This is a genomic window from Cellulosimicrobium sp. Marseille-Q4280, from assembly GCF_943181405.1.
Classification (GTDB): domain Bacteria; phylum Actinomycetota; class Actinomycetes; order Actinomycetales; family Cellulomonadaceae; genus Cellulosimicrobium.
The window spans coordinates 568226-594068 of the sequence record NZ_CALPBY010000001.1 but is presented as its reverse complement, the minus strand read 5'-3'; the positions used below and the strand labels follow the sequence as shown (position 1 = coordinate 594068).

Sequence of the window (25843 nt, the reverse complement as noted above, 5' to 3'; positions counted from 1 at the left end):
CGGCCAGACGAGGTGGGGGCCGGGGGTGCGTGCGCCGGGTCGTGGTGGGTCTGGCGGGAGCCCGCGAGGAACGAGCGGGCGGATGGTAGACCCGGCGCGCGCACCCCCGGCCCCCGCCGGACTCAGCAGGGCGGGACGAGCGGAACCGTCAGGAGAGGCCCTCGGCCCAGTCGTAGCCCTCGAGGAACGGGTCGGGCTCGATGGGCTCCTCGGAGCTCCACTCGGTGTGGATGAGGCCGTCGGCGCCGATCTTCCCGATGAGCGCGGTCTTGGCGATGTGGTGGTTGTCGCCGTTCACGGTCACCGAGCCCTCCGGCGCGTCGAACGTGACGCCGCCCGCTGCCTCCTGGACGTCGGCGACGTCGAACGACTCGGCCTTCTCGACCATGCCCTTCCAGAGGTGCAGCGACGTGTACGCGGCCTCCATCGGGTCGGACGTCACGCGGTCGTCGCCGTACTCGGCCTGGAAGGCCTCGACGAACGTGGCGTTCTCGGGGCTGTCGATGGTCTGGTAGTAGTTCCAGGCGGTGAGCTGGCCCTCGACGTTCTCGACGCCGATGCCGCCGACCTCCTCCTCCGCGATGGACACGGACACGACCGGCATCGCGTCCGGGCCGAGGCCCGCGTTCTTGTACTCCTTGAAGAACGCGACGTTGGAGTCGCCGTTGAGCGTGTTGAACACCGCGTCGGCGCCGGCGGACTTCACCTTGTTGACGATCGTCGAGAAGTCGGTGTGTCCGAGCGGCGCGTACTCCTCGCCCAGGACCTCCATGCCGTTGGCCTCGGCGTAGGCGTTGATGATCTTGTTCGCGGTGCGCGGGAAGACGTAGTCGGAGCCGACGAGGAAGATCGACTCGGTGCCCTGCTCCTTGAGGTAGTCGAGCGCGGGGACGATCTGCTGGTTGGTCGTCGCGCCGGTGTAGAAGATGTTCGGCGACGACTCGAGGCCCTCGTACTGGACGGGGTAGAACAGCAGCGAGTCCTGCGCCTCGAACACGGGGAGCATGGCCTTGCGCGACGCCGAGGTCCAGCCGCCGAACACGGCGGCGACGCAGTCGCTCGTGATGAGCTTCTCGGCCTTCTCGGCGAAGACCGTGGGCTCGGACTGGCCGTCCTCCTGGACGATCTCGAGCTGCTTGCCGAGGACGCCGCCGTCGGCGTTGATCTCGTCGGCCGCGAGGGCGAGCGAGTCGGCGACGGTCTGCTCGGAGATGGCCATGGTGCCGGACAGCGAGTTGAGGAAGCCGATCTTGACGGTGTCGCCCGAGGTGTCGACGCAGCTCTCGGCGGCGGTGGTCTCGCCGGTGGTGTCGCCGCTCTCGGTCCGCGCGCCGCACGCGGTGAGCACGAGCGTGAGGGCGACGAGGGCGGCTGCCGGGGCGAGGCGGGTCGTGGCGCGTGAAGGTGTCACCGGAGGTCCTTTCAGCGGGTCGGCGCGGCCTCCGGGGCGGGAGGACCGCGTGCCGCGGGCAGGTGTACGCGGATGTATACGAGAGCGTGTCCGCAACCGTGCCCACTGGTGTCGACGCTAGAGAGGCCGTGTTTCGGGCGGTTTCACCCTCGTGTTAACGCTGCGTGTCGGAGGGTCACGATCCGGTCACGCCGACTCCCGCCTGCGATCCGAGGTCTCAGCGAGGCGGACCCGTCGCTCTCCGCGCGCGACCGGACCACCACGCCGCGGCACCGAGCACGCCGACGACGGCACCGAGCACCGCCACCGCGAGCGGGAGAGCCGCCGGGACGCCCAGGTGCACCGTGAGCCCGAGGATCCGGGACAACCCCCACGGCAGGACCATCATCTGGTCGTTCCAGGCGGTGAGCGTCGTCTCGAGCCCGACGGCGGCGACGGCCAGCCCGCCGACGACGAGCGGCGCCGCGGCGGCGACCAGCACCCGCCCCGTCGCGCCGAGCACGCCGGCGCCGAGTGACCGCAGCGCGAACCACGACGCGACGCCGACCCACGCGAAGCCGGCGAACGCGAGCACGACGTACGCCGTCCGCGCACCCGGCTCCGCCCACAGCCCGTACCAGTAGCCGCCCGGCCCGGTCGGCGAGAGCGCGGCGAGCAGGACCACCGTTCGCAGCATCGCGGCGCCGCCCACCGCGCCCGCGAGGCCGAACGACCCGGCACGCCCGACCGTCAGCCGCAGCACCCCGACGAACAGCGCCCATGCTCCGAGCACGACGACGAGGTGCACCCAGGAGAGCGCCCACGTGTACGCGACCCGGCTGAGCACGACGGCGCCCACCGGGAGCGCCCAGACGAGCACGCGGTCGGCGCGACCGGCGTCCCCTGCGAGAGAGGCGACGCGCCAGGGCCGCGTGGCGCCGAGCCACAGCGCGCGCAGGGCGAGGGCACCGGGCACCTGCCTGCTCGGCGCGTCGCGGTCGCCGGCACCGTCGCCGGCACCGACGCGGGTGCGGGTGCGGGCGGCCCGCCCGAGAAGACGCTGCCCCGGCGCCGTGCCCAGGACCAGGGCGAGGACGAGCACGAGCCCCAGCACGCGGGCGGCCCACGCGACGGGAAGGTCGCGCTCCGCACGCTGGAGCCCGAGGTCGGCGGCCGTGAACGTGTAGGCGGGCAGGTAGAGGTCGTCCCCGTAGGTGGCGACGTGCGCGGACCGCGAGCTCTCGAAACGGTCCCGGGCGTCCGCCCACGCCGCCCGGGCCGCGCCGTCGTCGGTCGCGAGCCAGCGGCCGTGCTGCAGCACGACCTCGCGATAGTCCGCGAGCACCGTGAGCAGGTCCGCCTCGTAGTCGATCGCGTCGAGGAGCTGCTCGCGCAGCGCGGGGTCGCGCCACGTCGCCGGGTCGGTCCCGGCGATCGCGTCGCGCATCCGGCCGACGGTCCGCACGGCGTCGCGGCCCTCCGCGACGGCGGCCTCGACGTCCTCGGGCCGGTCCCCCACGATCGAGGTGATCGAGTCGAGCGCGGCGGCGTCGCCGGAGACGATGTCCCACTCGAAGATCCACATCATGGGCGGCGGCTCGAGACCGAGGGCCTTCACCTGGTTCCGGGCGAACGCGCCGATGTACAGGCCGTGGGTCACCGCGTCGCGCGAGAGCGCCATCGCCTCGCCGACCGCCGCGACCGTCGCCGGGTCGTCGGAGAACGTGGCGCGCGCCCACGACGCGGTGATCTCGCCCGGGTCGGTGGCCGGGTCGACGGCGAGGCGCGCCGCGGCGTACGTGTTGAGGTCGTAGAGCTGCCAGAACCCGGACTTGCGGTACAGGCTCATCGGGCCGGCCTTCCACGGTCCGCCGTCCTGCGCCCACGCCCACACGCCCTCGACGTGCGGGTTGGCGGCCAGGTAGTGCTCGAGCGCGCCGGCGTACGCGGGGCCGAGATCGTTCGGCAGCGCCCCGAAGCCCTCGAACTCCCGCCGTGACTGCAGCTCGACGAGGCGCCGCTGGTCCCCCACCTCGAGCGTGGGGTTGAGCGGCAGCCACGAGTAGAAGTCCCCGGCGACGTGCTTGGTCGACACGACGAGCGACGGCGAGTCGATCCCGGCGAGCACGGCTTCGTAGGAATCAGGGTTCGTGTGCATGTCGCCGACCGCGCCCACCCCGACCGACCACGACCGGAAGATCACGTCCTTGCCGTGCTCCTCCGCCACGCGCGTGAAGGCCGCGAGCATGGCCTGCACCGCGGCGTCGTCCGTGACCGCGAGCTCGGACCAGTAGTCCCAGCCCGGCAGGTCGTAGATGCGCCCTGCCTCGCCGATCCGGACCATCAGGCCGTCGACCGCGGGCATCGCCGTGAAGAGCTCGTCGAGACCTGCGGCGTACACGTCCCACAGCTCGGGGTCGTGCACGTCGAGGTCCCGCGCAGCCAGGTGCTCCTCCAGCGGCGTGCTGAGCATGAGCATGTCGGTCTGGAGGTAGACGTCCATACCGGCGTCGTCGGCGTACTCCCACATCGGGCCGAACCCGGAGCGCATCGCCTCCGCGCGCGCGACGTGCTCGTCGTCGCCCGCGTACACCTCCTGACCGTCGCCCACCTCGTCGAACGTCACGTACTCGAGGAAGCCCGGGATCACGACGCCCGTGAAGCCCTGCGCGAGCTGCGAGGCGACGTAGCCCCGGAAGTCCGCGTCGTCGTCGGCCAGCTCGGCCTGGTCCACGTACGGGGCGTCGGACAGGATCGCGTCGGCGAACGACCCGCCGTTGTGCGAGTACGGGTCGCCCGCGCGCCACTCCTGCGCGTCGGGCTCGATGCCGGTCGCGCCCTTGTCGACGAGCCGCATGCCGAGCGCGGGCTCCTGCACGACGCCCTCGCCCGGCTCGCCGGGTCTGGCGGGCAGGGCGTCACGACCGGTGCGGATGCGGTCCGCCACCTCGTAGAGCCCGTGCGCCGCGCCCGCGACGTCGGCCGCGTCGAGCCGCCAGGCGCCGGCACCCGTCGGGTCCCCGAGCGCCACGACGCGGTATGCCTCCAGGTCGTCGGAGCCGAGGTCGGCGTCGGTGTCCACACGCAGCTCGCCCGGTGCGGGGGCGGGCGTGGCGGGGTCTGTCCCGGCGGGGTCCACCCGGACCGTCGTCGCGGCACCGCGCGCGGCGAGCGCGTCCACGACGGCGTCGGCCGCGAGCGAGAGCCGCAGCGAGTCGTCGGGGACGACGACGGTCGTGACCGCGGGCGCAGCGGCGGCGGCTGTGGCGGGGGCCGCGACGGCGTGCTCCGGCGCCGCGACCGACGGCGTCGCCTCGACGGCGAGCACATCGTCGAGACCCGCCGCGACCCCGAGCCCGAGGGCGAGGAGCACCGCGAGGGCGGCGCCGGCGTACCAGGGACGGCGGGTAGACGTGACGTCGTCGTGCACGGCGACAGCGTAGGCCCCCGGCTTTGCCGCGCTGAACGGAGCGTCGTCCCCGGCCCCGGGCAACGACGGGCGACGGCCGTGCCGGGGCGGGCGACGGACCGGCAGCACGCTCGCGCACGTGCTGCTCCGACCTGCCCGCCCCGACGGCCACGGCCCGCCGCACACCCTCCGGGTGCGACGGGCCGTCGTCGACCGGCGTCAGGCAGCAGGTGCGGCGACCGCCCGCGCACCGAGCGCCCGACGGGCACCCGCGAGCAGCGCCCACGTCACCACGACGGCGAGCACGACGCCCACGAACCCGGCGACGCCCACGAAGATCCCGCCGACCTCGCCGTAGTCCGCGAGCGGCATCTCGGCGAAGGCGTGGTCGCGCGCGGCGCCGGCGAACCCGACGGCCTCGGCGGTCGCCTCGAGCCCGTCGGGCGTCGCCGCCGCGAACGACGAGACCACGACGGCGGCGAGCAGCGCGCCGCTGCCGAGCGCGGCGACGGCCCGGCGGACGCCACCCGCCGGAGCGGCGGTCGCGACACCCGACGGCGACAGGGCCGGAGAGGCCGACCCTGCGCCGTCGGGCACGCCGACACCGCGCGCGGCGCGGGAGACCTGCTCGATCGCCGCGACGCCCGGTGCGACCGCGAGCACGAGGCCTACGACCCCGGCGGTGATGAGGGCCTCGCCGAGCCCGATGAGCACGTGCACGGAGAGCATCTGCCCGACGAGCTCGCCGACCGGCACCGGAACGGTCCCGCCGACGGCGAAGAGGCCGGCGAACACCGCCGCCGACACGGGGACGCTCGCGAGCGCACCCGCTCCCGCGGCGGCGGGCGACCAGCGCCCGCGGGTCAGGTGCAGGACGCCGCGCGTGACGGCCCAGCCGACCAGCGTGCCGACCACGGCCATGAGCAGCACGTTCGTCCCGAGGGCGCTGAGCCCGCCGTCGGCGAACACGAGCGCCTGCACGAGCAGGACGAGGGTCACGGACAGCATGCCGAGCCACGGCCCGACGAGCGCCGCCGCGAGCGCCCCACCCATGAGGTGCCCGCTCGTGCCCGCCGCGACCGGGTAGTTCAGCATCTGCACGGCGAACACGAAGCCCGTCGTCGCGGCGGTCAGCGCGACGCGGCCGGGTGTGAGGTCGGCCCGCGCCCGGTACGCGGCGTACCCGACGGCCGCGAGGGAGACGACGGCGGTCGTCGCCGACGTGGGGTCGTTCAGGAAGTGGTCGGGGACGTGCATGTCAGGCTCCTGTCGTCTGCAGCATGATGCTCTGATCGGGGTCGTTGCCGGGGTCCGGGACGACGGCCGCTCGGGCGGCACGCGCCGCCGCGGCCCACGTGGCGACGACGGCGTCGAGGCCGGCGTCGTGCGTGCTCGCCCCGAGGTGGCGCGCTACGGCGCCCGGCCCGTCGAGGTCGAGGCGCAACGGGTGCCGCACGGTGGCGACGGCGTCGTCCGGGCGGGCGGCCGGAGGCCGCGTGCCGAGGAGGAGCACCGAGTCGACGACGCGCGCCGTCCCGAGGATCCCGGGCAGCGCGCGGTGCGCACCGAGGTCGAGGTCCTCGACGAACAGCTCGCGCAACGGGTCAGGGTCAGGGATCACCCCGGTGGTCGGTGACCCTGACACGCGGTGAAGCGGTGTCGCCGTGTCAGGGTCATGGATCACCCCGGTGACCTGTCGTCCTGACACGTGCTCGGCGCGTGTGCTCGACCGCAGTCGACCGCCGGTCTCCCCCGTCCGGCCGAGGACGAGCGTCTCGCGCAGCAGCGCGACGGCTCCCGCACCGAGCCGCACGTCGGTGCTTCGCGTGACGTCCGCCCCTTCCGCGACGACGAACGGCAGCGCGTCCCAGACGAGGAGGCCGCCGTCCCCCACGACGACGTCCACCGTCCACGACGCCGCCCGGCCGCGCCCCGTGTAGGCGACGGTGCCCGAGACCTCGACGAGCTCGAGCTCCACGCCCTCCCCGACGTGCACCTCGACGCGCACGTGGTCGCCGCCGAGGAGGAGGGCACGCGTGGCGACGAGCGCGACCCGCGCGACGCCCGGGCCGGTCGAGAGCACGCGCGCGCTGAGCGCCCCGGGGCGCAGGTCGCATCGTACGCGCCCTGCCGCCCGGGTCACCCCGACCCGCGTCGTGCCGTCCATCCGGTCCTCTCCGGTCCTCTGCTGTCGTGCCGAGCTCAGCCGCGCGCGCCGGTCGGCGCGTGGTCGTGGTCGTGACCGGCGTCGCCGTCCTCGTGCGTGTGGAGGAACCCGATCCCGTTCTCGGCGTCCTCGTCCGCGTGGAAGTGCGGCGCCATCGGCCCCGGGTCCTGCGGCACGTGGCTGCCGGCCCGGTGCTCGGCGAGCAGGCCGTGGAGCCACCCGGTGAGAGCGTCGATCGAGTCCTGGTCGAGCCGCGAGAGCGCGAGGACGGGGCCGCCGTCGCGCGCGGCCGTCGCGTCGGCGACCATCTGCGGCACGTCGACGCCGACGTACGGCGCGAGGTCGGTCTTGTTCACGACGAGGAGGTCCGCGCGCGCGATCCCCGGGCCGCCCTTGCGCGCGACGTCACCGCCGCCCGCGACGTCGAGCACGAAGATCTGCGCGTCGACGAGCGCGGGCGAGAACGTCGCGGTGAGGTTGTCGCCGCCGGACTCGACGAGCACGACGTCGAGCGGCGCGAAGTCCTCCTCGAGGTCCTCGACGGCGAGCAGGTTCGCCGTGACGTCGTCGCGGATCGCGGTGTGCGGGCACGCGCCCGTCTCGACCGCGCGGATGCGCTCGGGGTCGAGAACGCCGGCGGACCGCAGGAAGCGCGCGTCCTCGTCGGTGTAGATGTCGTTGGTGATGACGCCGAGCTGCAGCACTCCGGACAGCTCGCGGCACAGCAGCGCGATGAGCGAGCTCTTGCCCGTGCCGACAGGGCCGGCGACGCCGAGGCGCAGGGACCTCGTGGACGTCGCGACGGGGGCGGTGCTCGGGTCGGTCAGGTTGTCAGGCACTGAACAGCCTCTCGGTGGTGCGGGCGTGGATCTCGGCCCACTGCTCGACGAGCGGTGCGCCGTGCGCGGGGATCGCGCGGGGGTCGGTCAGGTGGGCGACGTCGCGGGCGAGCGCGTCGATCGCGGGCTGTGCGGCGACGACCCAGCCGGTCGCGTCGACCGGGTCGACCGGAGCGAGCTTGAGCGTCGCCGCAGCGACGGTCTGCACGTCCTCGTAGCCGACGAGGCGCGCGACCTGCAGCGCGGACAGGCCTGCACACGCGGCCGTCACGCCCAGCACGACGGGGCGCGGTGGCGACGGCGCGCGCATCGTCCGGCCCGACGTCGCCCGGACGTCCTCTCCTGCGGGCATGCCCGACGTCGCCCGGTCGCCCGCGAGGAGGCGGGACGCGTCGTCGAGCCCGACGACGCCCGGGTGCCCAGACCAGAGCCGGCGCAGGAGCCGCAGGTAGCCGCGGCCGAGCCGCTGCGAGGTCTCGCGCAGCGCGGGCGACGGCGTCCGCGCCGCCCAGGCGCGCCATGCGTCGGCGAGGGCGCGGGACGTGGGCGACCACGCGTCGTCGGGCCCGGACGACGGCGAGGCGGGCCGGCGGGGCGCACACGCGGCGTCGGGCAGACCCGCGAGCACCGCGTGCCGCGCGACGACGGCCGTCGCCGCCTCGACGCGCGTCACGGTCGCGAGGCGCGCTCGCACGTAGTCGGGCGCACGCGTCGGGTCCATGTCCGCTCGCAGCGCGGGCTCGAGCCCGGCCGACTGCGTGTGCCCGCCGGTCGGGAGGCGTGCGTCCGCGAGCAGCGCGAGCATGAGCTCGGCCCGGCCACCCCCCTCGTCACCCCCCGTGTCACCGCCCTCGACGCCGCGTCCACGGCGTGCCGGTTCTCCCGTGTCGCTCATGGCTCAGAACAGCGAGTAGAGCTGCGCGAGGGGCAGCCGCTCGGCGGGCGCGGGGACGACGAGCTCGCCGTCGACCTCGATCGCGAACGTCTCCGGGTCGATCTGGATCTGCGGCAGGTAGTCGTTGAGCCTCATCTGGGCCTTGCCGACACCGCGCGTGTCGGCGACGGGCAGGAGCTGGCGCGCGAGACCGAGCCGTTCCTCGAGACCGTCGTCCAGCGCGGCGGGCGACACGAACGACATCGACACGTCCGCGCCGATCGCGTCCGCGAGCGCCGGGCGCATGAGCACGGGCTGGGGCGACGGGATCGACGCGTTCGGGTCTCCGAGCGCGCCCCACACGAGCGCGCCGCCCTTCATGACGACGCTCGGCCGGACGCCGAACAGCTTGGGCTCCCACAGGACGAGGTCTGCCGCCTTGCCCGGCTCGACGGAGCCGACGTAGCCGTCGATGCCGTGCGCGACGGCCGGGTTGATCGTGTACTTCGCGACATAGCGGCGCGCGCGCAGGTTGTCGGCCGGCAGCGCGGGGCCTCGGCCGCCGCCCGGATCGGCGCCGCGGCGGGCCTTCATGACGTGCGCGACCTGCCACGTGCGCGTCACGACCTCGCCGATACGGCCCATCGCCTGCGCGTCCGACGACGTGATGGAGATCGCCCCGAGGTCGTGCAGCACGTCCTCGGCGGCGATCGTCGTGCCGCGGATGCGCGACTCGGCGAACGCGAGGTCCTCCGGGACGGCGGGGTTGAGGTGGTGGCACACCATGAGCATGTCGAGGTGCTCGGCCACGGTGTTCACGGTGTGCGGCAGCGTGGGGTTGGTCGACCCCGGGATGACGTTCGGGTGGCTCGCCACCGTGAGGATGTCGGGTGCGTGCCCGCCGCCCGCGCCCTCGGCGTGGAACGCGTGGATCGACCGGCCGCCGATCGCGCGCAGCGTCGAGTCGACGTACCCGGCCTCGTTGAGCGAGTCCGAGTGCAGCGCGACCTGCAGTCCCCAGTCCTCGGCCGCGCGCAGCGCCGCGTCGATCGCGGCGGGCGTCGAGCCCCAGTCCTCGTGCACCTTGTAGCCGCCTGCGCCCGCCATCGCCTGCTCGCGCAGCCCTTCGGCGCTCACGGTGTTGCCCTTGCCGAGCAGGAGCACGTTGACGGGCAGCCGGTCGAGCGAGCGGTGGATCGCCTCGAGGTGCCACGCACCCGGCGTGACGGTCGTCGCCTTCGTGCCCTCGCTGGGCCCGGTACCGCCCCCCGCGACCGTCGTGATGCCCGTGGCGAGCGCCTCGTGGATCTGCGACGGCGAGATGAGGTGCACGTGCGAGTCGATCCCGCCCGCGGTGAGGATCTTTCCCTCGCCCGAGACGACGTCGGTGGACGGCCCGATGTGCAGGTCCGGGTGCACGCCGTCCGCGACGTCGGGGTTGCCGGCCCGGCCGAGCGCGACGATCCTGCCGTCGCGGATCCCGACGTCCGCCTTGACGATCCCCCACCAGTCGAGCACGACGGCGTTGGTGATCACGGTGTCGAGCGCGCCCTCGGCACGGGTAGTCGACCCCTGCGCCATCGACTCGCGGATCGACTTGCCGCCGCCGAAGACGACCTCCTCGCCGCCGAACGTTCGGTCCTCCTCGACCTCGATCCAGAGGTCGGTGTCGCCCAGGCGCACCTGGTCGCCCTTCGTGGGCCCGTAGAGCGCCACGTAGCGCTCGCGCGAGATCGCGACCATCGCTCAGTCCTCCGGGGTCGTCGTGGTGTCGAGCCGACCGCCGTCGGGCTTGCCGCGCTGGAGGCCGGGCACGCGGCGTCGGCCGCGGAGAGCGACGGCCTCGACCTCGGCGGACGCGCCCGGCTCGAACCGGCGGGACGTTCCCGACGGGACGTCGAGCCGGAAGCCGTGCGCTGCGGTCCTGTCGAGGTCGAGCGCGGCGTTGGCGTCAGGCAGGTGCAGGTGCGACCCGATCTGCACGGGCCGGTCCCCGGTGTTCGTCACCACGAGCGTGATCCGCTCGTCGTCGGTGCGGTCGGCGTTGAGGACGACCGGGACGTCCTCCGCGCCCTGCTTGAGCCGGATCGCGCCCGGCCCGCTCGTGCTGATACCCGCCATCGTCGGCTCCGTCCTGCGCTGCTGGTCGTACGGGTCGCCGGTCAGGCGATCGGCTGGTGGATGGTGACGAGCTTGCGACCATCGGGGAACGTCGCCTCGACCTGCACGTCGGGGAGCATCTCGGCGACGCCCTCCATGACCTCGTCGCGGCCCAGGACCTCGCGGCCGGAGACCATGAGCTCGGCGACGCTCACGCCTTCGCGCGCCCGCTCGATCACCCACGTGGTGAGGAGCGCGACCGTCTCGGGATAGTTGAGGAGCACGCCGCGCTCGCGCCGGTCGCGGGCGACCATGCCCGCGACGGCGAGCAGCAGCTTCTCGGTGTCACCAGGTGTCAGGTGCATGGCGGTGATCCTGCCCGTCGCATGTGTCCGATGTGTATACGCGGCGTTATACGCGTGTGTACCGCACCCTTGACGGCGTCGTCCACGTGCCGGGACCGAGCCTTCGCGGGCCACACGCGGCCACCACGCTCCCAGGATGCCGCCGAACCCCGGGTTGTGCGCCACCAGCGGCCAGCATCGGCCCGCAACCCCGGGCTCGGCGCAGGGACGGCACGACGAAGGCCGCCGACCGGGCGAACCCGGCCGACGGCCTTCGGTGCTGCTGGTGCGTCCGGACGGGCCGGACGGGTCAGGCGTGGATCAGAAGTCCATGCCGCCCATGCCGCCGTCGCCACCCGGCGCCGGCGCGTTCTTCTCCGGCTTGTCCGCCACGACGGCCTCGGTCGTGAGGAAGAGCGCCGCGATGGAGGCGGCGTTCTGCAGCGCGGAGCGCGTGACCTTGACCGGGTCGTTCACGCCGGCGGCGAGGAGGTCCTCGTAGACACCGGTCGCGGCGTTGAGGCCGTGACCCGACGGGAGGTTGCGGACCTTCTCGGCCACGACGCCGCCCTCGAGACCGGCGTTGATCGCGATCTGCTTGAGCGGGGCGTCGATCGCGGCGCGCACGATCGCGGCACCGGTCGCCTCGTCACCCTCGAGCTCGAGCTTCTCGAACGCCACGGCACCGGCCTGGATGAGCGCGACGCCACCACCGGCGACGATGCCCTCCTCGACGGCAGCCTTCGCGTTGCGCACGGCGTCCTCGATGCGGTGCTTGCGCTCCTTGAGCTCGACCTCGGTCGCCGCGCCGGCCTTGATGACCGCCACGCCGCCCGCGAGCTTCGCGAGACGCTCCTGGAGCTTCTCGCGGTCGTAGTCGGAGTCCGACTTCTCGATCTCGCCACGGATCTGGTTCACGCGACCCGCGATGAGGTCGGCGTCGCCCGCACCCTCGACGATCGTGGTCTCGTCCTTGGTGACGACGACCTTGCGCGCCTGGCCGAGCAGGTCCAGCGTCGCGTTCTCGAGCTTGAGGCCCACCGTCTCGGTGATGACCTGGCCGCCGGTGAGGATCGCGATGTCCTGGAGCATGGCCTTGCGGCGGTCGCCGAAGCCCGGGGCCTTGACGGCGACGGACTTGAACGTGCCACGGATCTTGTTGAGCACCAGCGTCGCGAGGGCCTCGCCCTCGACGTCCTCGGCGATGATGAGGAGCGAGCGCCCCTGCTTCATGACCTGGTCGAGGACGGGGAGCAGGTCCTTCACGTTCGAGATCTTGGACTCGACGATGAGGACGTACGGGTCCTCGAGCACGGCCTCCTGGCGCTCGGGGTCCGTCTCGAAGTAGCGCGCGAGGAAGCCCTTGTCGAAGCGCATGCCCTCGGTGAGCTCGAGCTCGAGGCCGAACGTGTTCGACTCCTCGACCGTGATGACGCCCTCCTTGCCCACCTTGTCGAGGGCCTCGGCGATGAGCTCGCCGATCGCGGGGTCGCCGGCGGAGATGGCGGCCGTGGCGGCGATCTCCTCCTTGGTCTCGATCTCCTTGGCGGCGTTGAGCAGCTGCTCGGTCACCGCGTCGACGGCCTTCTCGATGCCGCGCTTGAGAGCGATCGGGTTCGAGCCGGCGGCGACGTTGCGCAGACCCTCGCGCACGAGCGCCTGGGCGAGCACAGTCGCGGTGGTGGTGCCGTCACCCGCGACGTCGTCCGTCTTCTTGGCGACCTCCTTGACGAGCTCCGCACCGATCTTCTCGTACGGGTCCTCGAGCTCGATCTCCTTGGCGATGGAGACGCCGTCGTTCGTGATCGTCGGCGCGCCCCACTTCTTGTCGAGCACGACGTTGCGGCCCTTGGGGCCGAGGGTGACCTTCACGGTGTCGGCGAGGACGTTGAGCCCGCGCTCCATCCCGCGACGGGCCTCCTCGTTGAAGGCGATGATCTTTGCCATGGGGAATGATCCTCCGCTGGTGGCTTTCGGCGGTCGGCGGGCGCCCGCGACGGACGACCCGCGTCGGGCGGCGTTCATGTCACGCCGCCGGGGCGGGCCTCACCTGTCGACCTGGTGTTGTTGCGCGGCACCCGCCTGGACGGCTGCCTGCGCTGGTCACTTCTGTCACTCTCACGAGGAGAGTGCTAACGCCATTATTGGCACTCTCACCCTGCGAGTGCAAGACAGTGCCGCCCCCGTCCTCGCGGTATCGCGCCGGGCGGAATCCGGCGCCCGGTCCCCGCCGTGGTCGCGCTCCCCTAGGATGCGCGGTGTGATCCGCGCAACAGCGACGTGGCGCCTCGGTGCGGTGGCCGGCTTCGTGCTGGTCCCGAGCCTGGGGCTCAGCGCGGCGACCGCCTCCGCCGAACCGGTGGGCGAGCACATCGACCTCTACCAGGACGGTGTCGCCGTCACCTCCGGCGCGCTCCTGCGCCTGCCGTCCGGGACCGCCGCGACCTATCTCGAGGGGAGCCGCGTCCTCGACCCGGCGAGCCTGGACGCCGCCGTGCTCGCCGCGGGGGTCGACCCCGCCGACGGCGAGGCGAACCGCCTCGCGCAGGTCGCGGGCGCACCCATCGACGCCGCCGCACTCCTCGACGCGTCCGCCGCGGCCGACGCCGCCGCCGCCTCGCGCGCCTGGCTCGCAGCAGGCACGGTCCCCGGGGCGGGCGGGCCGTACGCGGACCTGGGCGAGGACGCGCTGCTCGACCTGCGTGCCCTCGTGCTCGACAACGGGGCGTCGCTCGCCGCGCCCTCGCCCAAGTGGCGGTACGTGTGGCCACGCGACGCGTCGTTCACCGCGGCGGCGCTCGCCCGCACGGGTCACGTCGACGAGGCCCTCGACGTGCTCGGGTTCCTGGGCCAGGTGCAGGAGGAGGACGGGTCCTTCCACGCGCGGTACCTGCCGGACGGCACCGGCGTCCCCGACGACCGCGGGCTCCAGTCCGACGGGACCGGCTGGGCGCTGTGGGCGGCGGCCGTCGTGGTCGCCGAGGCTCCCGAGGCGGACCGGGCCGACGTCGTCGCCCGCCTGCGTCCCCTCGTCGACGCGTCCACCGCCCACGCGCTGTCGCTCGTCGCCGGAGCCGGCGCGCTGCCGCCGGCGTCGAGCGACTACTGGGAGGTCGAGCCGACGTCGCTCACGCTCGGCACCGCAGGGCCTCTCCTCGCGGGCCTCGAGGCGGCGTCCGACTTCTACCGGACCGCGGCGACGCTCGAGCACCCGCGCCGCGCGACGGTGTACGGCGCGGGACTCGGCAGGGTCCCCCGGCCGGCGACGACGGCGGAGGCAGCCGGCACGGCCGAGAGCACGGCAGGCAGCACGGCGGAGGTCGTGCTCGACGCGAGCGCCACGGCGGGCCCGTGGACCCGCGTGGTGCAGACGTCGCGCGCCGCGGAGCGTCTGCGTACCGCCGTCGAGGACGCGTTCGGCAGCCAGGGGTACCCGCGGCACGTCACCGGTGGCCCACGGGACGCCTCGACGGCGTTCGTCCTCCCGCCGTTCCAGCCGGAGCCGCTCGACGGCGCGCAACAGGCCTGGCAGGCCTCGGTCACCGAGATGCTGCGGCCGGCCGGTGGGCTCGCCCCCGGTGCGGGGTGGCGCGAGGACGGCATCTCGTGGACGCCGCAGACGTCGCTCTACGCCCTGACCGCCGCGTCGTCGTCCGACGCCGAGGACCGTGCGGACGCCCGCGAGTGGCTGCGCTGGGTCGACGAGCACCGCACGGCGTCCGGCGCGATCCCGGAGAAGGTGCTGGCCGACGGGTCCCCCGCGGCGGTCGCACCGTTGTCGTGGAGCTCCGCGCTCGTCGTCCTCGCACTCGTCGAGCTCGACGCCGCTGGCTGACTCGCTGAGCTGCGGCACTACGTCGCCGGACTGCGGTCCTCCCGCGGCGCGAGGTCCGGGGCGTCGCGCACGTCGAACTCGCGGCGCAGCACCCGGCGCGCGGCGTACCAGCCGCCGAGGCCGTGCACGCCCGGTCCGGGCGGCGTCGACGCGGAGCAGAGGTACACGCCCTCCAGCCCGACCGCGTACGGGTCCGGGCGGAGGCTGGGGCGCGCGACCATCTGCCACATCGTCACCGCGCCGCCCGCGATGTCGCCGTCGACGTAGCTCTCGTCGTGCCGGCTCATCTCCGCGGCCGGTACGCAGCGCGACGCCACGACCACGTCGCGGAAACCCGGGGCGAAGCGCTCGATCTGGGCCACGACGTCCTCCGTGACGTCGCGCGTCGACCCGGCGGGCACGTGCGCGTACGTCCACAGCGGCCGGAGCCCGCCGGCCCCGCGCCCGGGGTCGACGACGGTCGGGTCGCTCACGAGCAGCATCGGGCGCTCCGCGTGGCGGCCGGCCGCGACCTCCGACTCGGCGAAAGCCATGTCGGCGCGCGATCCCCCGACGTGCACCGTGCCCGCCCGGCCGACCTCCGCGTCCGCCCACGGGACCGGCCCCGAGAGCACGAGGTCGACCTTCGCCGCGGCGTCGCCGTGCCGGAACCGCCGCAACGAGGCCGCGGCATGCGGGTTCAGTCGGTCGGCGAAGACGTCCGCGACGACGCGCGGCACGGTGTCGAACACGTAGGCCCGGGCCCGGGGCAGGTCGGCGCGGGACGCCACCCGGTGACCGGTCACGACGTCACCCCCGTGCGCGCGCAGGTCCTCGACGAGCGCCGCGACGATCGCACCGGACCCGCCGCGCGGGATCGGCCAGCCGCCCGGGGCGTGGCCGAGCCCCGCGAGGAGCAGCGCGGTCCCGGCACCGGCGAGCGAGGGCAGCGGGGTGATGGCGTGCGCGGCGACGCCCGTGAGCAGCGCCGCGGCCTCCTCGGTCGAGAAGCGACGGTCCCATGCACGGCTGCCCTGCTCGAGCACCGCCGCGCCGAACCGGGCCGCGACAGCGGCGCCCTTCGGCCGCAGCACGCGGGCCGGCACCGAGCGCTTGTCGCTCAGCGCGAGCGCGACGACGTCCCGCCACCCGTGCGCGAGGGGCCCGAGCAGCGCACGCCAGGCCGCGCCGTCGGGACCGCCGAGCCGCTCGGCCGTGCGGTCGAGGTCGCGGTAGGCGATGCCGGCCCGACCGCCGTCGAGCGGCTGGGCGTACGAGACCTCCGGGACGAGGAGGTCGACCCCGCGCCCGCCGAGGTCGAACGCCTCGAAGAAGGGCGACGCCCAGGCCATGGGGTGGACGGCCGAGCACACGTCGTGGACGACCCCGTCGGCCAGGCCCAGGTCGAGCGTCCGCGCACCGCCGCCGACCGTCGGCTGCGCCTCCAGCACGCGGACCGTCAGCCCGGCACGGGCGAGCGTCACCGCTGCCGCGAGACCGTTCGGGCCCGAGCCCACGACGACCGCGTCGAGGTTCTCCACCGCGCCCGCCTGCTCAGTCCCTCGGCCGCACCGTCGTCAGCACGGTCAGAGCGGCCGCACCGCCTCGGCCTGCGGTCCCTTCGTGCCCTGGCCGAGCTCGAACTCGACCTGCTGCCCCTCCTCGAGGGAGCGGTAGCCGTCGGACTGGATGGCGCTGAAGTGGACGAACAGGTCCTGACCACCGCTGGCCGGGGTGATGAACCCGTAGCCCTTCTCGGCGTTGAACCACTTCACGGTGCCCTGAGCCATCGAGATCTCCTCGTGCGTCGTCACCCACGGGGCGACCGCCGCCTCGTGGTACGGCGAGCCTAGCGGCGACGGCGGGCCGGCGGAAGGAGAACGCGGGCCCGGTCAGCCCGCGGGCGTGAGCTCGGTCGTGATGACGACCATGACGTCGCCGGAACGCAGCGTCTCCTGGGTCACCTGCTCCGCGGGGATGCCGAGGATGGCCGCCACGGCGGCCGCCGTGTCGCTGCGGTTCTCGGTGTACCAGACCACGTTGCCCGTCGCGCCCGACTCTCCGGGGAAGTCCTCGGCGGTGGTGTTCGTGAAGCCGCGCCCGTCGAGGGCGTCCTTGCCGGTCCCCGCGGAGCCGGTCGGACCGCCGTCGTTCATCACGCGGACGAGCGCGCTCGGGTCGGCGACCGCCATGAGACCGTCGATGTCCGGAGCGGCCGGGGTCTCCTCGACCGGGGGCTCCTCGGTCTCGGCCGGGGGCTCCTCCGTCTCGGCGGGCGCCTCGGTCTCGCCGTCGCCCGGCGTCTCCGTGGACTCCCCGGCGGGATCGGTGGACTCCGCCTGGGGCGGCGCCTCGCCGTTCCCGTCCGACAGCAGCGTGAAGCCGCCGTACGCGAGCCCGGCGAAGACCACGGCCACGAGGAGGAACGGCCAGGTCTTGCTCCACCGGGTGCGGGGTGAGCGGTGCACGCCGACGGGCGCACCCTGCGGCGCGGGAGCGTCGAACTCGTCGGGCGCGTAGGGGTAGCGGCTCTTCGTCACGGCGACAGGGTAGCCCGGTCGAGGCCGATGGCTAAACGTCCGGTTCGCCGGTTCTCCACGGCTCGCCCCGCCTCAGAGACCTTCGAGACGGCGCGCGGTCCGGGCGCGCTGGCGCGTGGACCGCATGCGCCGCAGGCGCTTCACGAGCATCGGGTCGTGCGCGAGCGCGGCCGGCGAGTCGATGAGCGCGTTGAGCACCTGGTAGTACCGGGTGGCGGACAGGTCGAACAGCTCGCGCACCGCCTGCTCCTTGGCGCCCGCGTACTTCCACCACTGCCGCTCGAAGTCGAGGATCTCCCGGTCGCGCGCGCTCAGTCCCGACGCCGCGTCGTCGCTGCCGTCGGGCGCGGTCGCGCCGGGCCCCTCGAGGACGTGTGCCGCCTCGCTCATGGTTCCCTCCCGTCGTGCACGTTCTCGTCACCGAAACCGTCCGCCCCGATCGCGTCGCGACCGTCGGACCGTCCCCAGGGTACGCAGCGAACCACACCGGTGTCATTCGTCCTCGCCGGGCGCGGGCTACGCTCGGTGCTCGTGGAGAGCGCACCCGGAACGACCCGTCCCCCGCTCGCGAGCGTCATGGCTCCCGACTGGGCCGAGGCGCTCGCGCCCCTCGAGGCGCAGCTGCACGCGACGGGCGACTTCCTCCGTGCGGAGGTCGCCGCCGGCCGCGAGTACCTGCCCGCGCCGTCGGCCATCCTCAACGCGTTCTCGCGCCCGCTCGCGGAGGTGCGCGTGCTCGTCGTCGGGCAGGACCCGTACCCCACGCCCGGCCACCCGATGGGCCTGTCCTTCTCGGTGCAGCCCCACGTGCGCCCCGTGCCGCGCTCCCTGCAGAACATCTTCGCGGAGCTCGCGGACGACGTCGGGGCCCCGACCCCCGCGACGGGCGACCTGTCGGCGTGGAGCGACCAGGGCGTCATGCTGCTCAACAGGGTCCTGACCGTGCGTCCCGGCGAGCCGGGATCGCACCGCGGCCAGGGCTGGGAGGCCTTCACCGAGGCCGCGATCCGGGCGCTCGTCGCGCGCGACGCCCCCCTGGTCGCGATCCTCTGGGGCCGCGACGCCGCGACGCTGCGCCCGATGCTCGGCGACACCCCCGTCGTCGCCAGCGCGCACCCGAGTCCGCTCTCGGCCCGCCGCGGCTTCTTCGGCTCCCGCCCGTTCTCGCGCGTCAACGAGCTCCTCGTCGCGCAAGGCGCCGCCCCCGTCGACTGGCACCTGCCGACCACCTAGGGGCCTGGACCGCGAGAGTCCTGGGTCTTGGCCGTACCGCAGGTCGTGGCGAGGCGACGGACGAGCGGTGGTGGACGGGACGCGCGCGCGGTCGTGGTGGGTCTGGCGGGAGCCGCGAGGAACGAGCGGCGGATGGTAGACCGCGCGCGCGTCCCGGGAACCACCGCGGAACTGCCCCTCACCGCGACCCCTTGAGCTGCCGGGACCACGCGAGCGGTAGGAGCAGAATGGTCGGGTGACGACGCCGAACCCGACGACCTCCCCGTCCGCCGGAACGCCCGCCCCCGAGACCGCCCCACCGCGCTGGAACAGCTACGTCGCGGTCGGTGACTCGTTCAGCGAAGGGCTGTGGGACCCGTACCCCGGCCAGGACGACCACCAGCGCGGCTGGGCCGACCTCCTCGCGCAGCACCTCGCGGTGCGCCGTGTCGCCGCGGGCGACGAGCCGCTGCGGTACGCCAACCTCGCGATCCGCGGCCGCAAGCTCCGGTCGATCCTCACGGAGCAGGTGCCCGCGGCCCTCGCCCTGCAGCCGGACCTCGTGAGCGTCATCGGTGGCGGGAACGACATCCTGCGTCCGAACGCCGACGTCGACCGCCTCGCGCGCAACCTCGAGCACGCGGTCGCCCGACTGCGGGCCGCGGGGATCGACGTGCTGATGGGCACGGGCTTCGACGCGTCGCACTCGCCGCTCGTCGGGCTGACGCGATCGCGCGTCGGGGTCTACAACGCGCACATCTGGGCCATCGCGCGGCGGCAGGGCGCGTACGTCGTGGACCTCTGGGGTCTGCGCGCGCTGCAGGACTGGCGCATGTGGTCCGACGACCGGATCCACCTCACGCCCGAGGGGCACCGGCGCGTCGCGCAGGCGGCGCTCGTCGGGCTGGGCCAGGCGCCCGACGACGCGGCCTGGGACGACCCGCTGACCCCCCTGCCGCCGTCGCCCGCGATCGACCGCGCGCGGCAGCACGGGCAGTGGGTGCGCGCGCACGTCGGGCCGTGGGTGCAGCGCCGCCTCACGGGGACGTCGTCGGGCGACGGGAGGCTGCCGAAGGCACCCGAGCTCCAGCCGGTCCCGCTCGCGGAGGGCTGAGGACGACGAAGCCCCCGACCTCGTGGAGGTCGGGGGCTCGCGCGGAGCCGCCTGTCGGGTTCGAACCGACGACCTTTCGCTTACAAGGCGAGTGCTCTACCAGCTGAGCTAAGGCGGCGCACCGGCTCGCGCCGGACGAGAGAGCAGGATACCCGCTCGTCCGGCGCGACCCGGTCGGACGTCAGCCCTGCTGTGCGGCCTCGACCGCGGCGGGCAGCGCGCTCGGGTCGGACCAGTTGCCGTCCCAGCGCTCACCGTCGATCGCGATCGTCGGTGTGCCGAACCCGCCGGACTGCGGGTTGGCGAGCGACTCGTCCTGGGTGACGAGGTTCGTGGCCGTCGCGGCCCAGTCGGCGAACTCCTCGGTGGCCGTGCCGTCGGCGATCTGTGCCGCGACGTCGGCGGGGACGCCGGCCTGCTCGGCGAGGTCCGCGATCTGCTCGTCGGTCAGGCCCTCGGAGCCCTCGGCGGGCTGGTTGGCGAACAGGATGCTGTTGAACTCGTTCATGGCCTCGGGGGCCTGGTCGGCGACGAAGCCGGCGGCAGCCGCCGCACGCGTGGAGAACTGCGAGCCCTGCGAGTAGCGGTCGAGGATCGACACGGGGTGCAGCACGACGGTGATGTCGCCGGACTCGCGCAGCGCGTCGAGCTGCGCGCCGTTCGCCTCCTCGAAGTCGCCGCAGATGGGGCACATGTAGTCGAGGTAGACCGCGACCTCGACGGCGTCCGCTCCGTTGTCGGTGCCGGCCGCGCCGTCGGCCCCCATCGGGATGCCGCCGTCGGTGGAGTTCTCGGGGTTCGTGACCTCGCTGAGGTTCCCCGCGGTGACGGCGTCGATGGTCTCGTTCTGGTCGTTCAGCGCGGGGATGAAGAAGTAGAGGAACACGCCGATGAGGACGGCCAGACCGGCGACGAGCGCGCCGATCGTGATGAGCCGGTTGCGGCGGTCGCGCTTGGCCTGCGCCTCGCGGAGCGCGAGGGCCTCGGCGCGCGCGGCGTCGCGGCGCTGGGCCTTGGTCTGGGGTTCGTTGCTGGGCATGGTGGGTCCTTCGGGTGCGGTGCGGTCGTCGTGCGGGGACGACGGAGGGCGGGGCGTGCCGCCGTCGGGCTCGGCGTGCGGGAGCCGTCAGGCGAGGGCGGCCACGGGGGGTCCGCGCCGGGTGCGCACCACGGCGTCGGCGAGGTGGTGCAGCGCGGCGGGGACGACGTCGGGCCGCGGCAGCCGCTGGGCACGCGGCCCGACGACCCTCCGTCCCTGCGAGGCGCCGAGGACACGGGCGAGGAGTGCGGCCAGGACACGCCGTGTCCCGGCGGACAGCTCGCGGGCCCGCGCGTGCGCACGGCGCACGCGCGCCGAGACGCCCCAGGCCACGAGCGCGGCGACCGCGTGGCCCAGCAGGACGGGCACGGCGAGCACGCCCAGCACGGTCACCATCGTGGCGCCGTCACCGCCGAGCGCCGTCCCGGACGGGCAGTCGGGCGTCTCGTGGACGAGCGCGAGGTGCATCCCCGCGATCCCCCAGACGCCGGGGACGGTCACGCACTGGTGCACGACGGCGAACCCGCGGTCCGCGAGGGTCGTCAGCAGGGCTGCGGCGACGGTGAGGAGCAGGACGACGGGGCCGAGGAACGGCCCGGTCGCGGGCATGACGGACGCCCGCGTCGCGCCGCGCGGGAGGCCGCGCGTGACCGTCGTCCGGAGCACGGCGCCCAGACTACACACGCCGCCTGGGACGGGCCTGGGTGCCGACCGGACGCCGGTCACCCGCCCCGGGGTTCAGCGCAGGTCCGGCGGGCCCGGGAACGGCCACCACTCGACGGGGCGGTCCGACGCGAGCAGCACCACGCACACGACGGTGAGGGCGATCCCGAGGCCGAGGAGGACGAGAGTCCCGGTGCGCCCGGGGGCGACCCGGGCGAGCGCGGTGCGCGTCCCGTAGCGCGTGAGGTACGTGAGCGGGCCGACCCACGCGAGCACGACCGCCGCGAGCATCGCGACCACGAGCAGGACGGTCGTCACGACGGGCGGGTTGCCGCCGTCGGGGCCCTCGACGACGACCCAGCGGTCCGCCTCGAGGAGCCACCACCCCGCCACGACGACCAGCACTCCCGCGCACGCCGCGACGAGCAGCGACGGGAGCGCGCCGAGGATCGCGCGGAGGACGTACCAGGGCGACGCGGCGACGGAGCGCGCCGTGTCGCTGCGCTGGACGCCACGCCGCTCACGGCGCGTGTGCAGGGACTCCGTGGTGACGCCGACGACGCGCGCGAGGACGACGAACAGCGTGAGGGCGCCGAACGCGAGCCCGGGGAACATCGCCCCCAGGAGGACGAGGGGCACCGCGAGGAGCATGAGCGCCGTGCGCCGGGACGCCGGCACGGGCCGCACGTACAGCGGCTCGCCGGCCTCGTCGGAGGGGGGCGCCCCGAGGTCGTCGAGCAGGTCGGGGTCGGCCGGGCCACCCGCGGGCACGGCGACGGTACGGCCGTCGTTCACCTGCGTCTGGGACGCGGGCAGGGGTGGCGGCACGACCGCGGGCGCAGCAGCCCACGCGGCACCCGCAGCGGCACCCGCGACGGCGGCGGCGGGTGCCACGACCTGCGTCGGGCCGGTCGGCGGCCCGACGAGCTGGGTGGGGGCGTCGCCCGTGTCGGCGGCCCGGCGCAGCGCCGCGACGACCTCGGTCGGGCCGAGACGCCGGGAGGGGTCGGCGTGCAGCGCGCCCGCGAGCGCCTGTGCGGTGACGGGCCCGAGGCCGGCGAGGTCGGGTCGTCCGCTGCGGGCCCGGGCGAGCACGACGTCGGTCGGCCGCACGCCGAACGGGGCCCGGCCCGTGGCCGCGTAGGCGAGCAGCGCGGCCCAGCCCCACCAGTCGGTGTCCGCGCTCGGCGCCGCGCCCTCGAGCAGCTCGGGCGCGAGGTAGCCGGGCGTGCCCATGACCAGTCCGGTCGACGTCACCCGCGCGTCCTCGAGACCCTGCGCGATGCCGAAGTCGATGAGCACGGGACCGCGCGACGCCACGAGGACGTTGCTCGGCTTGAGGTCGCGGTGGATGACGCCCGCCGCGTGGACGGCCTCGAGCGCCGCGGCGAGCTGGTCCGCGAGCTCGTACAGGTCCCAGGCGTCGAGCGGGCCGCCGTCCGCGACCTCGTCCTCGAGCGTCGGTCCGTCGACGAGCTCGGTGACGATGAACGCGTCCGGGCCGTCGAGCTCGACGTCGAGGATCTGCGCGACGGCGGGGTGTCGCAGCCGCTGCAGGGCCAGCGCCTCGCGCCGCAACCGCTCGCGGCCCTGCGCCGCCGCGTCGACGTCGACGTGCGCGTGGAGGAACTTGATCGCGACGAGGTTGCCGCCGCCGTCGTGCGCGCTGTGCACCGTCCCCATGGCGCCCGAGCCGAGGCGCGCGCCGACGAGGTAGCCGCCGACCTCGCTGCCGGGGGCCGGCCCGCGTCCGCCCGCCGTCGGTGCGACGCGCTGCGTGGACTCCTCCATGGTGACAAGGTAGCCGCAGACGCGACGTCCGGCGGCCCGGGACGCTCGGTGTCGACCCGCGCCGTGCGCGACCGTCCGTCTACCCTGGGACGCGTCATCCGCGTTCCATCGAAGCACAAGGAGAATTCCGTTGTCAGGCAAAGAGGGGTTCGATCTCGTCGTCGTGGCCAACCGGCTGCCCGTGGACTTCACGGTGGACGCCGGGGGTGACGTCTCGTGGAGCCGCTCGCCGGGCGGCCTGGTCACGGCTCTCGAGGCGGTCATGCAGGCGTCCGACGGCGCGTGGGTCGGCTGGTCCGGCGCCCCGGACCTCGCGCACGAGCCGTTCGACGCGGACGACATGCGCCTCGTCCCCGTGACCCTGAGCGCCGACGAGATCGAGCGCTACTACGAGGGCTTCTCCAACGACACGCTCTGGCCGCTCTACCACGACGTCATCTCGCCGCCCACCTACCACCGCACCTGGTGGGAGGCGTACCGGCGCGTCAACCAGCGCTTCGCCGACGCCGCCGTCGCGCAGGCGGCGCCGGGCGCCGTCGTGTGGGTGCACGACTACCAGCTCCAGCTCGTGCCGCAGATGGTCCGCGAGCAGCGGCCCGACGTGCGGATCGGGTTCTTCAACCACATCCCCTTCCCCCCGCTCGAGCTCTTCCAGCAGCTCCCGTGGCGGCGCCAGGTCCTCGACGGGCTCCTCGGCGCGGACCTGGTCGGCTTCCAGCGGGCGGGCGACGCCGCGAACTTCATCCGCGCGGTCCGCAGGCTGCGCGCGTACACCACGCGCGGCCCGATGATCACGGTCCCCACCGCCGAGGGGCGCGACCGGCACGTGCGCGCCGCCGCGTTCCCCATCTCCATCGACTCGCGGCGGTTCGACGAGCTCGCGCGCACGCCCGAGGTGCAGCAGCGGGCCCGCGAGGTCCGCGCGGACCTCGGCGACCCCGACGTCATGATCCTCGGCGTCGACCGCCTCGACTACACGAAGGGCATCCGGCACCGCATCAAGGCGTACGGCGAGCTGCTGCAGGACGGCCGGCTCGACGTCGAGCACGCGACGCTCGTGCAGGTCGCGAGCCCGAGCCGCGAGAACGTGGACGCCTACCAGGAGCTGCGCGAGCACGTCGAGGGCGCCGTGGGCCGCATCAACGGCGAGTACGCCGAGATCGGGCACGCGGCCATCCACTACCTGCACCACTCGTACCCGCCCGAGGAGATGGCCGCCCTCTACCTCGCGGCGGACGTCATGCTCGTCACGTCGCTGCGCGACGGCATGAACCTCGTCGCCAAGGAGTACGTCGCGGCCCGCTCCGACGACCGCGGCGTCCTCGTCCTGTCGGAGTTCACGGGCGCCGCGGACGAACTCGCGTCGGGCGCGCTGCTCGTCAACCCGCACGACATCGACGGGATGAAGGACATCATCGTCGCGGCCGCGCACATGGACCACCGCGAGCAGCGCAAGCGCATGCGCCGGCTGCGCCGCCGTGTCCTCACGGACGACGTCGCCAAGTGGTCGGAGTCGTTCCTCGGCGTGCTGACCGCCATGCCGTCGCGGGTGCCGCGCCGCTCCTCGGGGTCCACCGAGCCCGCCGACCGGGGTCAGCAGGGCGACGCCGTGGAGCGCCGGGCATGAGCGAGGGTGCACCGGCCCCCGTCACGCTGCCGCCCGACGTCGCCGAGGCCGTCCTCGCATTCGCGGCCGACGGCGACCGGCCGCCCCGCGCGCGCCTCGTCGCCCTCGACTTCGACGGGACGCTCGCGCCCCTCGTCGACGACCCCCTGGCCGCGCGCATGACGCCCGCGGCCCGCGCCGCCGTGGACCGCCTCGCGGCGGCGCTGCAGGGGACGACGACGCGGCTCGCCCTCGTGTCGGGGCGCAACCTCACCGATCTCGCCGAGCGCGGGGAACCTCCGGTCGGGACGTTCCTCGTCGGGAGCCACGGCGCCGAGACCGGGCACGTGACCGAGCACGGGGTGGACGCCGTGCCGCTCGTGCTCACCGACGACCAGGAGCGCGCGCTCGCCGAGCTGCGGACCGGCCTGGCCGCCGCGGTCGCCGGGCGCGAGGGCGCCTGGGTGCAGGACAAGCCGAGCGCCGCCGTCCTGCACACGCGGCTCGCCTCCGCCGAGGACACCCTCGCGGCCGAGGCCGCGGCCGACGCGGTGGCCGAGCACCTCGGGCTGCACGCGATGCACGGCAAGGACGTCGTCGAGATCGCCGTCCTCACCGTGTCGAAGGGCGAGGCGGTGGACCGGCTGCGCGACGACGTCGGGCAGGACGCCGGGACGACCGGCCGCACGCGCGTCCTGTACGCGGGCGACGACACGACCGACGAGACGGCCCTGGCGATCCTCGACGGCGACGACCTGGGCATCAAGGTCGGTCCCGGCGAGACCGCTGCGGCGGTGCGCGTGCCCGACGCCGACACGCTGGCCGCCGCGCTCGACCTCCTCGCGCGCGCCCTGGCCGGTGAGGTCGGGACCGGATCGTGACCTCGGCGGCACCGGGGTGTGACCTAGCACTCAGCAGCCGGGGGTAGTATCGGCTCCACG

22 protein-coding genes and 1 tRNA gene are annotated in these 25843 nt (G+C 74.4%); 5 read left to right on the top strand and 18 right to left on the bottom strand.

The window, feature by feature from the left end:
* Positions 1–148 precede the first annotated feature (148 nt).
* The 10 genes from urtA to groL form a co-directional block, all read right to left on the bottom strand.
* Entirely contained in the window at positions 149–1411 is a 1263-nt protein-coding gene (urtA, locus tag NFS20_RS02645) for an urea ABC transporter substrate-binding protein (RefSeq protein WP_251150180.1), read from the bottom strand.
* 217 nt (positions 1412–1628) lie between these two features.
* Positions 1629–4820, bottom strand: a complete 3192-nt coding sequence (locus NFS20_RS02640) for a hypothetical protein (protein WP_251150179.1) — start codon at positions 4818–4820, stop codon at positions 1629–1631.
* Positions 4821–5018: 198 nt separating this feature from the next.
* The gene (locus NFS20_RS02635; RefSeq protein ID WP_251150178.1) at positions 5019–6056 is read right to left on the bottom strand and encodes an energy-coupling factor ABC transporter permease; all 1038 of its coding nucleotides are present in this window, start codon (positions 6054–6056) and stop codon (positions 5019–5021) included.
* 1 nt (position 6057) lies between these two features.
* A complete protein-coding gene (locus NFS20_RS02630) occupies positions 6058–6966 on the bottom strand; it encodes an urease accessory protein UreD (protein WP_251150177.1) in 909 nt (302 codons plus the stop codon).
* 35 nt (positions 6967–7001) lie between these two features.
* Entirely contained in the window at positions 7002–7805 is an 804-nt protein-coding gene (gene ureG / locus NFS20_RS02625) for an urease accessory protein UreG (protein WP_251150176.1), read from the bottom strand.
* Complete coding sequence (locus NFS20_RS02620; protein ID WP_251150175.1) at positions 7798–8700, bottom strand: urease accessory UreF family protein; 903 nt, start codon at positions 8698–8700, stop codon at positions 7798–7800. The genes ureG and NFS20_RS02620 overlap by 8 nt, the downstream gene beginning before the upstream one ends.
* 3 nt (positions 8701–8703) lie before the next feature.
* Entirely contained in the window at positions 8704–10422 is a 1719-nt protein-coding gene (locus NFS20_RS02615) for an urease subunit alpha (RefSeq protein WP_251150174.1), read from the bottom strand.
* A 3-nt stretch (positions 10423–10425) separates the two neighbouring features.
* Positions 10426–10800 (bottom strand): urease subunit beta, encoded by a 375-nt coding sequence (gene ureB, locus NFS20_RS02610; RefSeq protein ID WP_251150173.1) that lies wholly within the window; start codon positions 10798–10800, stop codon positions 10426–10428.
* 41 nt (positions 10801–10841) lie between these two features.
* Positions 10842–11144 carry an urease subunit gamma gene (locus NFS20_RS02605; RefSeq protein ID WP_251150172.1) on the bottom strand — a complete coding sequence of 101 codons (303 nt, stop codon included), beginning with the start codon at positions 11142–11144 and terminating at the stop codon, positions 10842–10844.
* A gap of 300 nt (positions 11145–11444) precedes the next feature.
* On the bottom strand, positions 11445–13070 hold the full coding sequence (gene groL / locus NFS20_RS02600) for a chaperonin GroEL (RefSeq protein ID WP_251150171.1): 1626 nt from the start codon (positions 13068–13070) through the stop codon (positions 11445–11447).
* Positions 13071–13383: 313 nt separating this feature from the next.
* Between groL and NFS20_RS02595 the strand changes: the two genes are divergently transcribed.
* Positions 13384–14958, top strand: coding sequence for a glycoside hydrolase family 15 (locus NFS20_RS02595; RefSeq protein ID WP_251150170.1), 1575 nt, complete (start codon positions 13384–13386; stop codon positions 14956–14958).
* Positions 14959–14975: 17 nt separating this feature from the next.
* Here the strand turns inward: NFS20_RS02595 and NFS20_RS02590 are convergent, their stop codons facing one another.
* The 4 genes from NFS20_RS02590 to NFS20_RS02575 all read right to left on the bottom strand — a co-directional run bounded on the left by NFS20_RS02590 (position 14976) and on the right by NFS20_RS02575 (position 17867).
* Positions 14976–16478 (bottom strand): phytoene desaturase family protein, encoded by a 1503-nt coding sequence (locus NFS20_RS02590; protein WP_251150169.1) that lies wholly within the window; start codon positions 16476–16478, stop codon positions 14976–14978.
* 45 nt (positions 16479–16523) lie between these two features.
* On the bottom strand, positions 16524–16727 hold the full coding sequence (locus NFS20_RS02585; protein WP_251150168.1) for a cold-shock protein: 204 nt from the start codon (positions 16725–16727) through the stop codon (positions 16524–16526).
* A 102-nt stretch (positions 16728–16829) separates the two neighbouring features.
* Entirely contained in the window at positions 16830–17477 is a 648-nt protein-coding gene (locus tag NFS20_RS02580; RefSeq protein WP_251150167.1) for a LytR C-terminal domain-containing protein, read from the bottom strand.
* Positions 17478–17549: 72 nt separating this feature from the next.
* Positions 17550–17867: a DUF3263 domain-containing protein gene (locus NFS20_RS02575; RefSeq protein WP_251150166.1), complete on the bottom strand. Its 318-nt coding sequence runs from the start codon at positions 17865–17867 to the stop codon at positions 17550–17552.
* A 141-nt stretch (positions 17868–18008) separates the two neighbouring features.
* Here NFS20_RS02575 and NFS20_RS02570 point away from each other — a divergent pair, with 141 nt between their 5' ends.
* Positions 18009–18710, top strand: coding sequence for a uracil-DNA glycosylase (locus NFS20_RS02570; RefSeq protein WP_285821093.1), 702 nt, complete (start codon positions 18009–18011; stop codon positions 18708–18710).
* A 235-nt stretch (positions 18711–18945) separates the two neighbouring features.
* Entirely contained in the window at positions 18946–19803 is an 858-nt protein-coding gene (locus NFS20_RS02565; protein ID WP_251150165.1) for an SGNH/GDSL hydrolase family protein, read from the top strand.
* 45 nt (positions 19804–19848) lie between these two features.
* Here the strand turns inward: NFS20_RS02565 and NFS20_RS02560 are convergent.
* From NFS20_RS02560 to NFS20_RS02545, 4 genes are all read right to left on the bottom strand, one after another.
* Positions 19849–19921, bottom strand: a tRNA-Thr gene (locus tag NFS20_RS02560).
* A gap of 63 nt (positions 19922–19984) precedes the next feature.
* Positions 19985–20842 (bottom strand): DsbA family protein, encoded by an 858-nt coding sequence (locus tag NFS20_RS02555; protein ID WP_251150164.1) that lies wholly within the window; start codon positions 20840–20842, stop codon positions 19985–19987.
* Positions 20843–20929: 87 nt separating this feature from the next.
* On the bottom strand, positions 20930–21508 hold the full coding sequence (locus tag NFS20_RS02550; RefSeq protein ID WP_251150163.1) for a hypothetical protein: 579 nt from the start codon (positions 21506–21508) through the stop codon (positions 20930–20932).
* Positions 21509–21580: 72 nt separating this feature from the next.
* Complete coding sequence (locus tag NFS20_RS02545) at positions 21581–23296, bottom strand: serine/threonine-protein kinase (protein ID WP_251150162.1); 1716 nt, start codon at positions 23294–23296, stop codon at positions 21581–21583.
* Positions 23297–23426: 130 nt separating this feature from the next.
* Here NFS20_RS02545 and otsA point away from each other — a divergent pair, with 130 nt between their 5' ends.
* Both otsA and otsB read left to right on the top strand, forming a co-directional pair.
* Positions 23427–24923 carry an alpha,alpha-trehalose-phosphate synthase (UDP-forming) gene (gene otsA, locus NFS20_RS02540; protein ID WP_502800767.1) on the top strand — a complete coding sequence of 499 codons (1497 nt, stop codon included), beginning with the start codon at positions 23427–23429 and terminating at the stop codon, positions 24921–24923.
* Positions 24920–25783, top strand: a complete 864-nt coding sequence (gene otsB / locus NFS20_RS02535; protein WP_251150161.1) for a trehalose-phosphatase — start codon at positions 24920–24922, stop codon at positions 25781–25783. The genes otsA and otsB overlap by 4 nt, the downstream gene beginning before the upstream one ends.
* Positions 25784–25843: the final 60 nt, after the last annotated feature.

Excerpts from the sequence above, each read along its gene's own strand:
- NFS20_RS02635 (WP_251150178.1), bottom strand. The coding sequence starts at position 6,056 with ATGCACGTCCCCGACCACTTCCTGAACGACCCCACGTCGGCGACGACC.
- NFS20_RS02630 (WP_251150177.1), bottom strand. The coding sequence starts at position 6,966 with ATGGACGGCACGACGCGGGTCGGGGTGACCCGGGCGGCAGGGCGCGTA.
- NFS20_RS02620 (WP_251150175.1), bottom strand. The coding sequence starts at position 8,700 with ATGAGCGACACGGGAGAACCGGCACGCCGTGGACGCGGCGTCGAGGGC.
- NFS20_RS02615 (WP_251150174.1), bottom strand. The coding sequence starts at position 10,422 with ATGGTCGCGATCTCGCGCGAGCGCTACGTGGCGCTCTACGGGCCCACG.
- ureB (WP_251150173.1), bottom strand. The coding sequence starts at position 10,800 with ATGGCGGGTATCAGCACGAGCGGGCCGGGCGCGATCCGGCTCAAGCAG.
- NFS20_RS02605 (WP_251150172.1), bottom strand. The coding sequence starts at position 11,144 with ATGCACCTGACACCTGGTGACACCGAGAAGCTGCTGCTCGCCGTCGCG.
- groL (WP_251150171.1), bottom strand. The coding sequence starts at position 13,070 with ATGGCAAAGATCATCGCCTTCAACGAGGAGGCCCGTCGCGGGATGGAG.
- NFS20_RS02585 (WP_251150168.1), bottom strand. The coding sequence starts at position 16,727 with ATGGCTCAGGGCACCGTGAAGTGGTTCAACGCCGAGAAGGGCTACGGG.
- NFS20_RS02575 (WP_251150166.1), bottom strand. The coding sequence starts at position 17,867 with ATGAGCGAGGCGGCACACGTCCTCGAGGGGCCCGGCGCGACCGCGCCC.
- NFS20_RS02555 (WP_251150164.1), bottom strand. The coding sequence starts at position 20,842 with ATGCCCAGCAACGAACCCCAGACCAAGGCCCAGCGCCGCGACGCCGCG.
- NFS20_RS02545 (WP_251150162.1), bottom strand. The coding sequence starts at position 23,296 with ATGGAGGAGTCCACGCAGCGCGTCGCACCGACGGCGGGCGGACGCGGG.
- otsB (WP_251150161.1), top strand. The coding sequence starts at position 24,920 with ATGAGCGAGGGTGCACCGGCCCCCGTCACGCTGCCGCCCGACGTCGCC.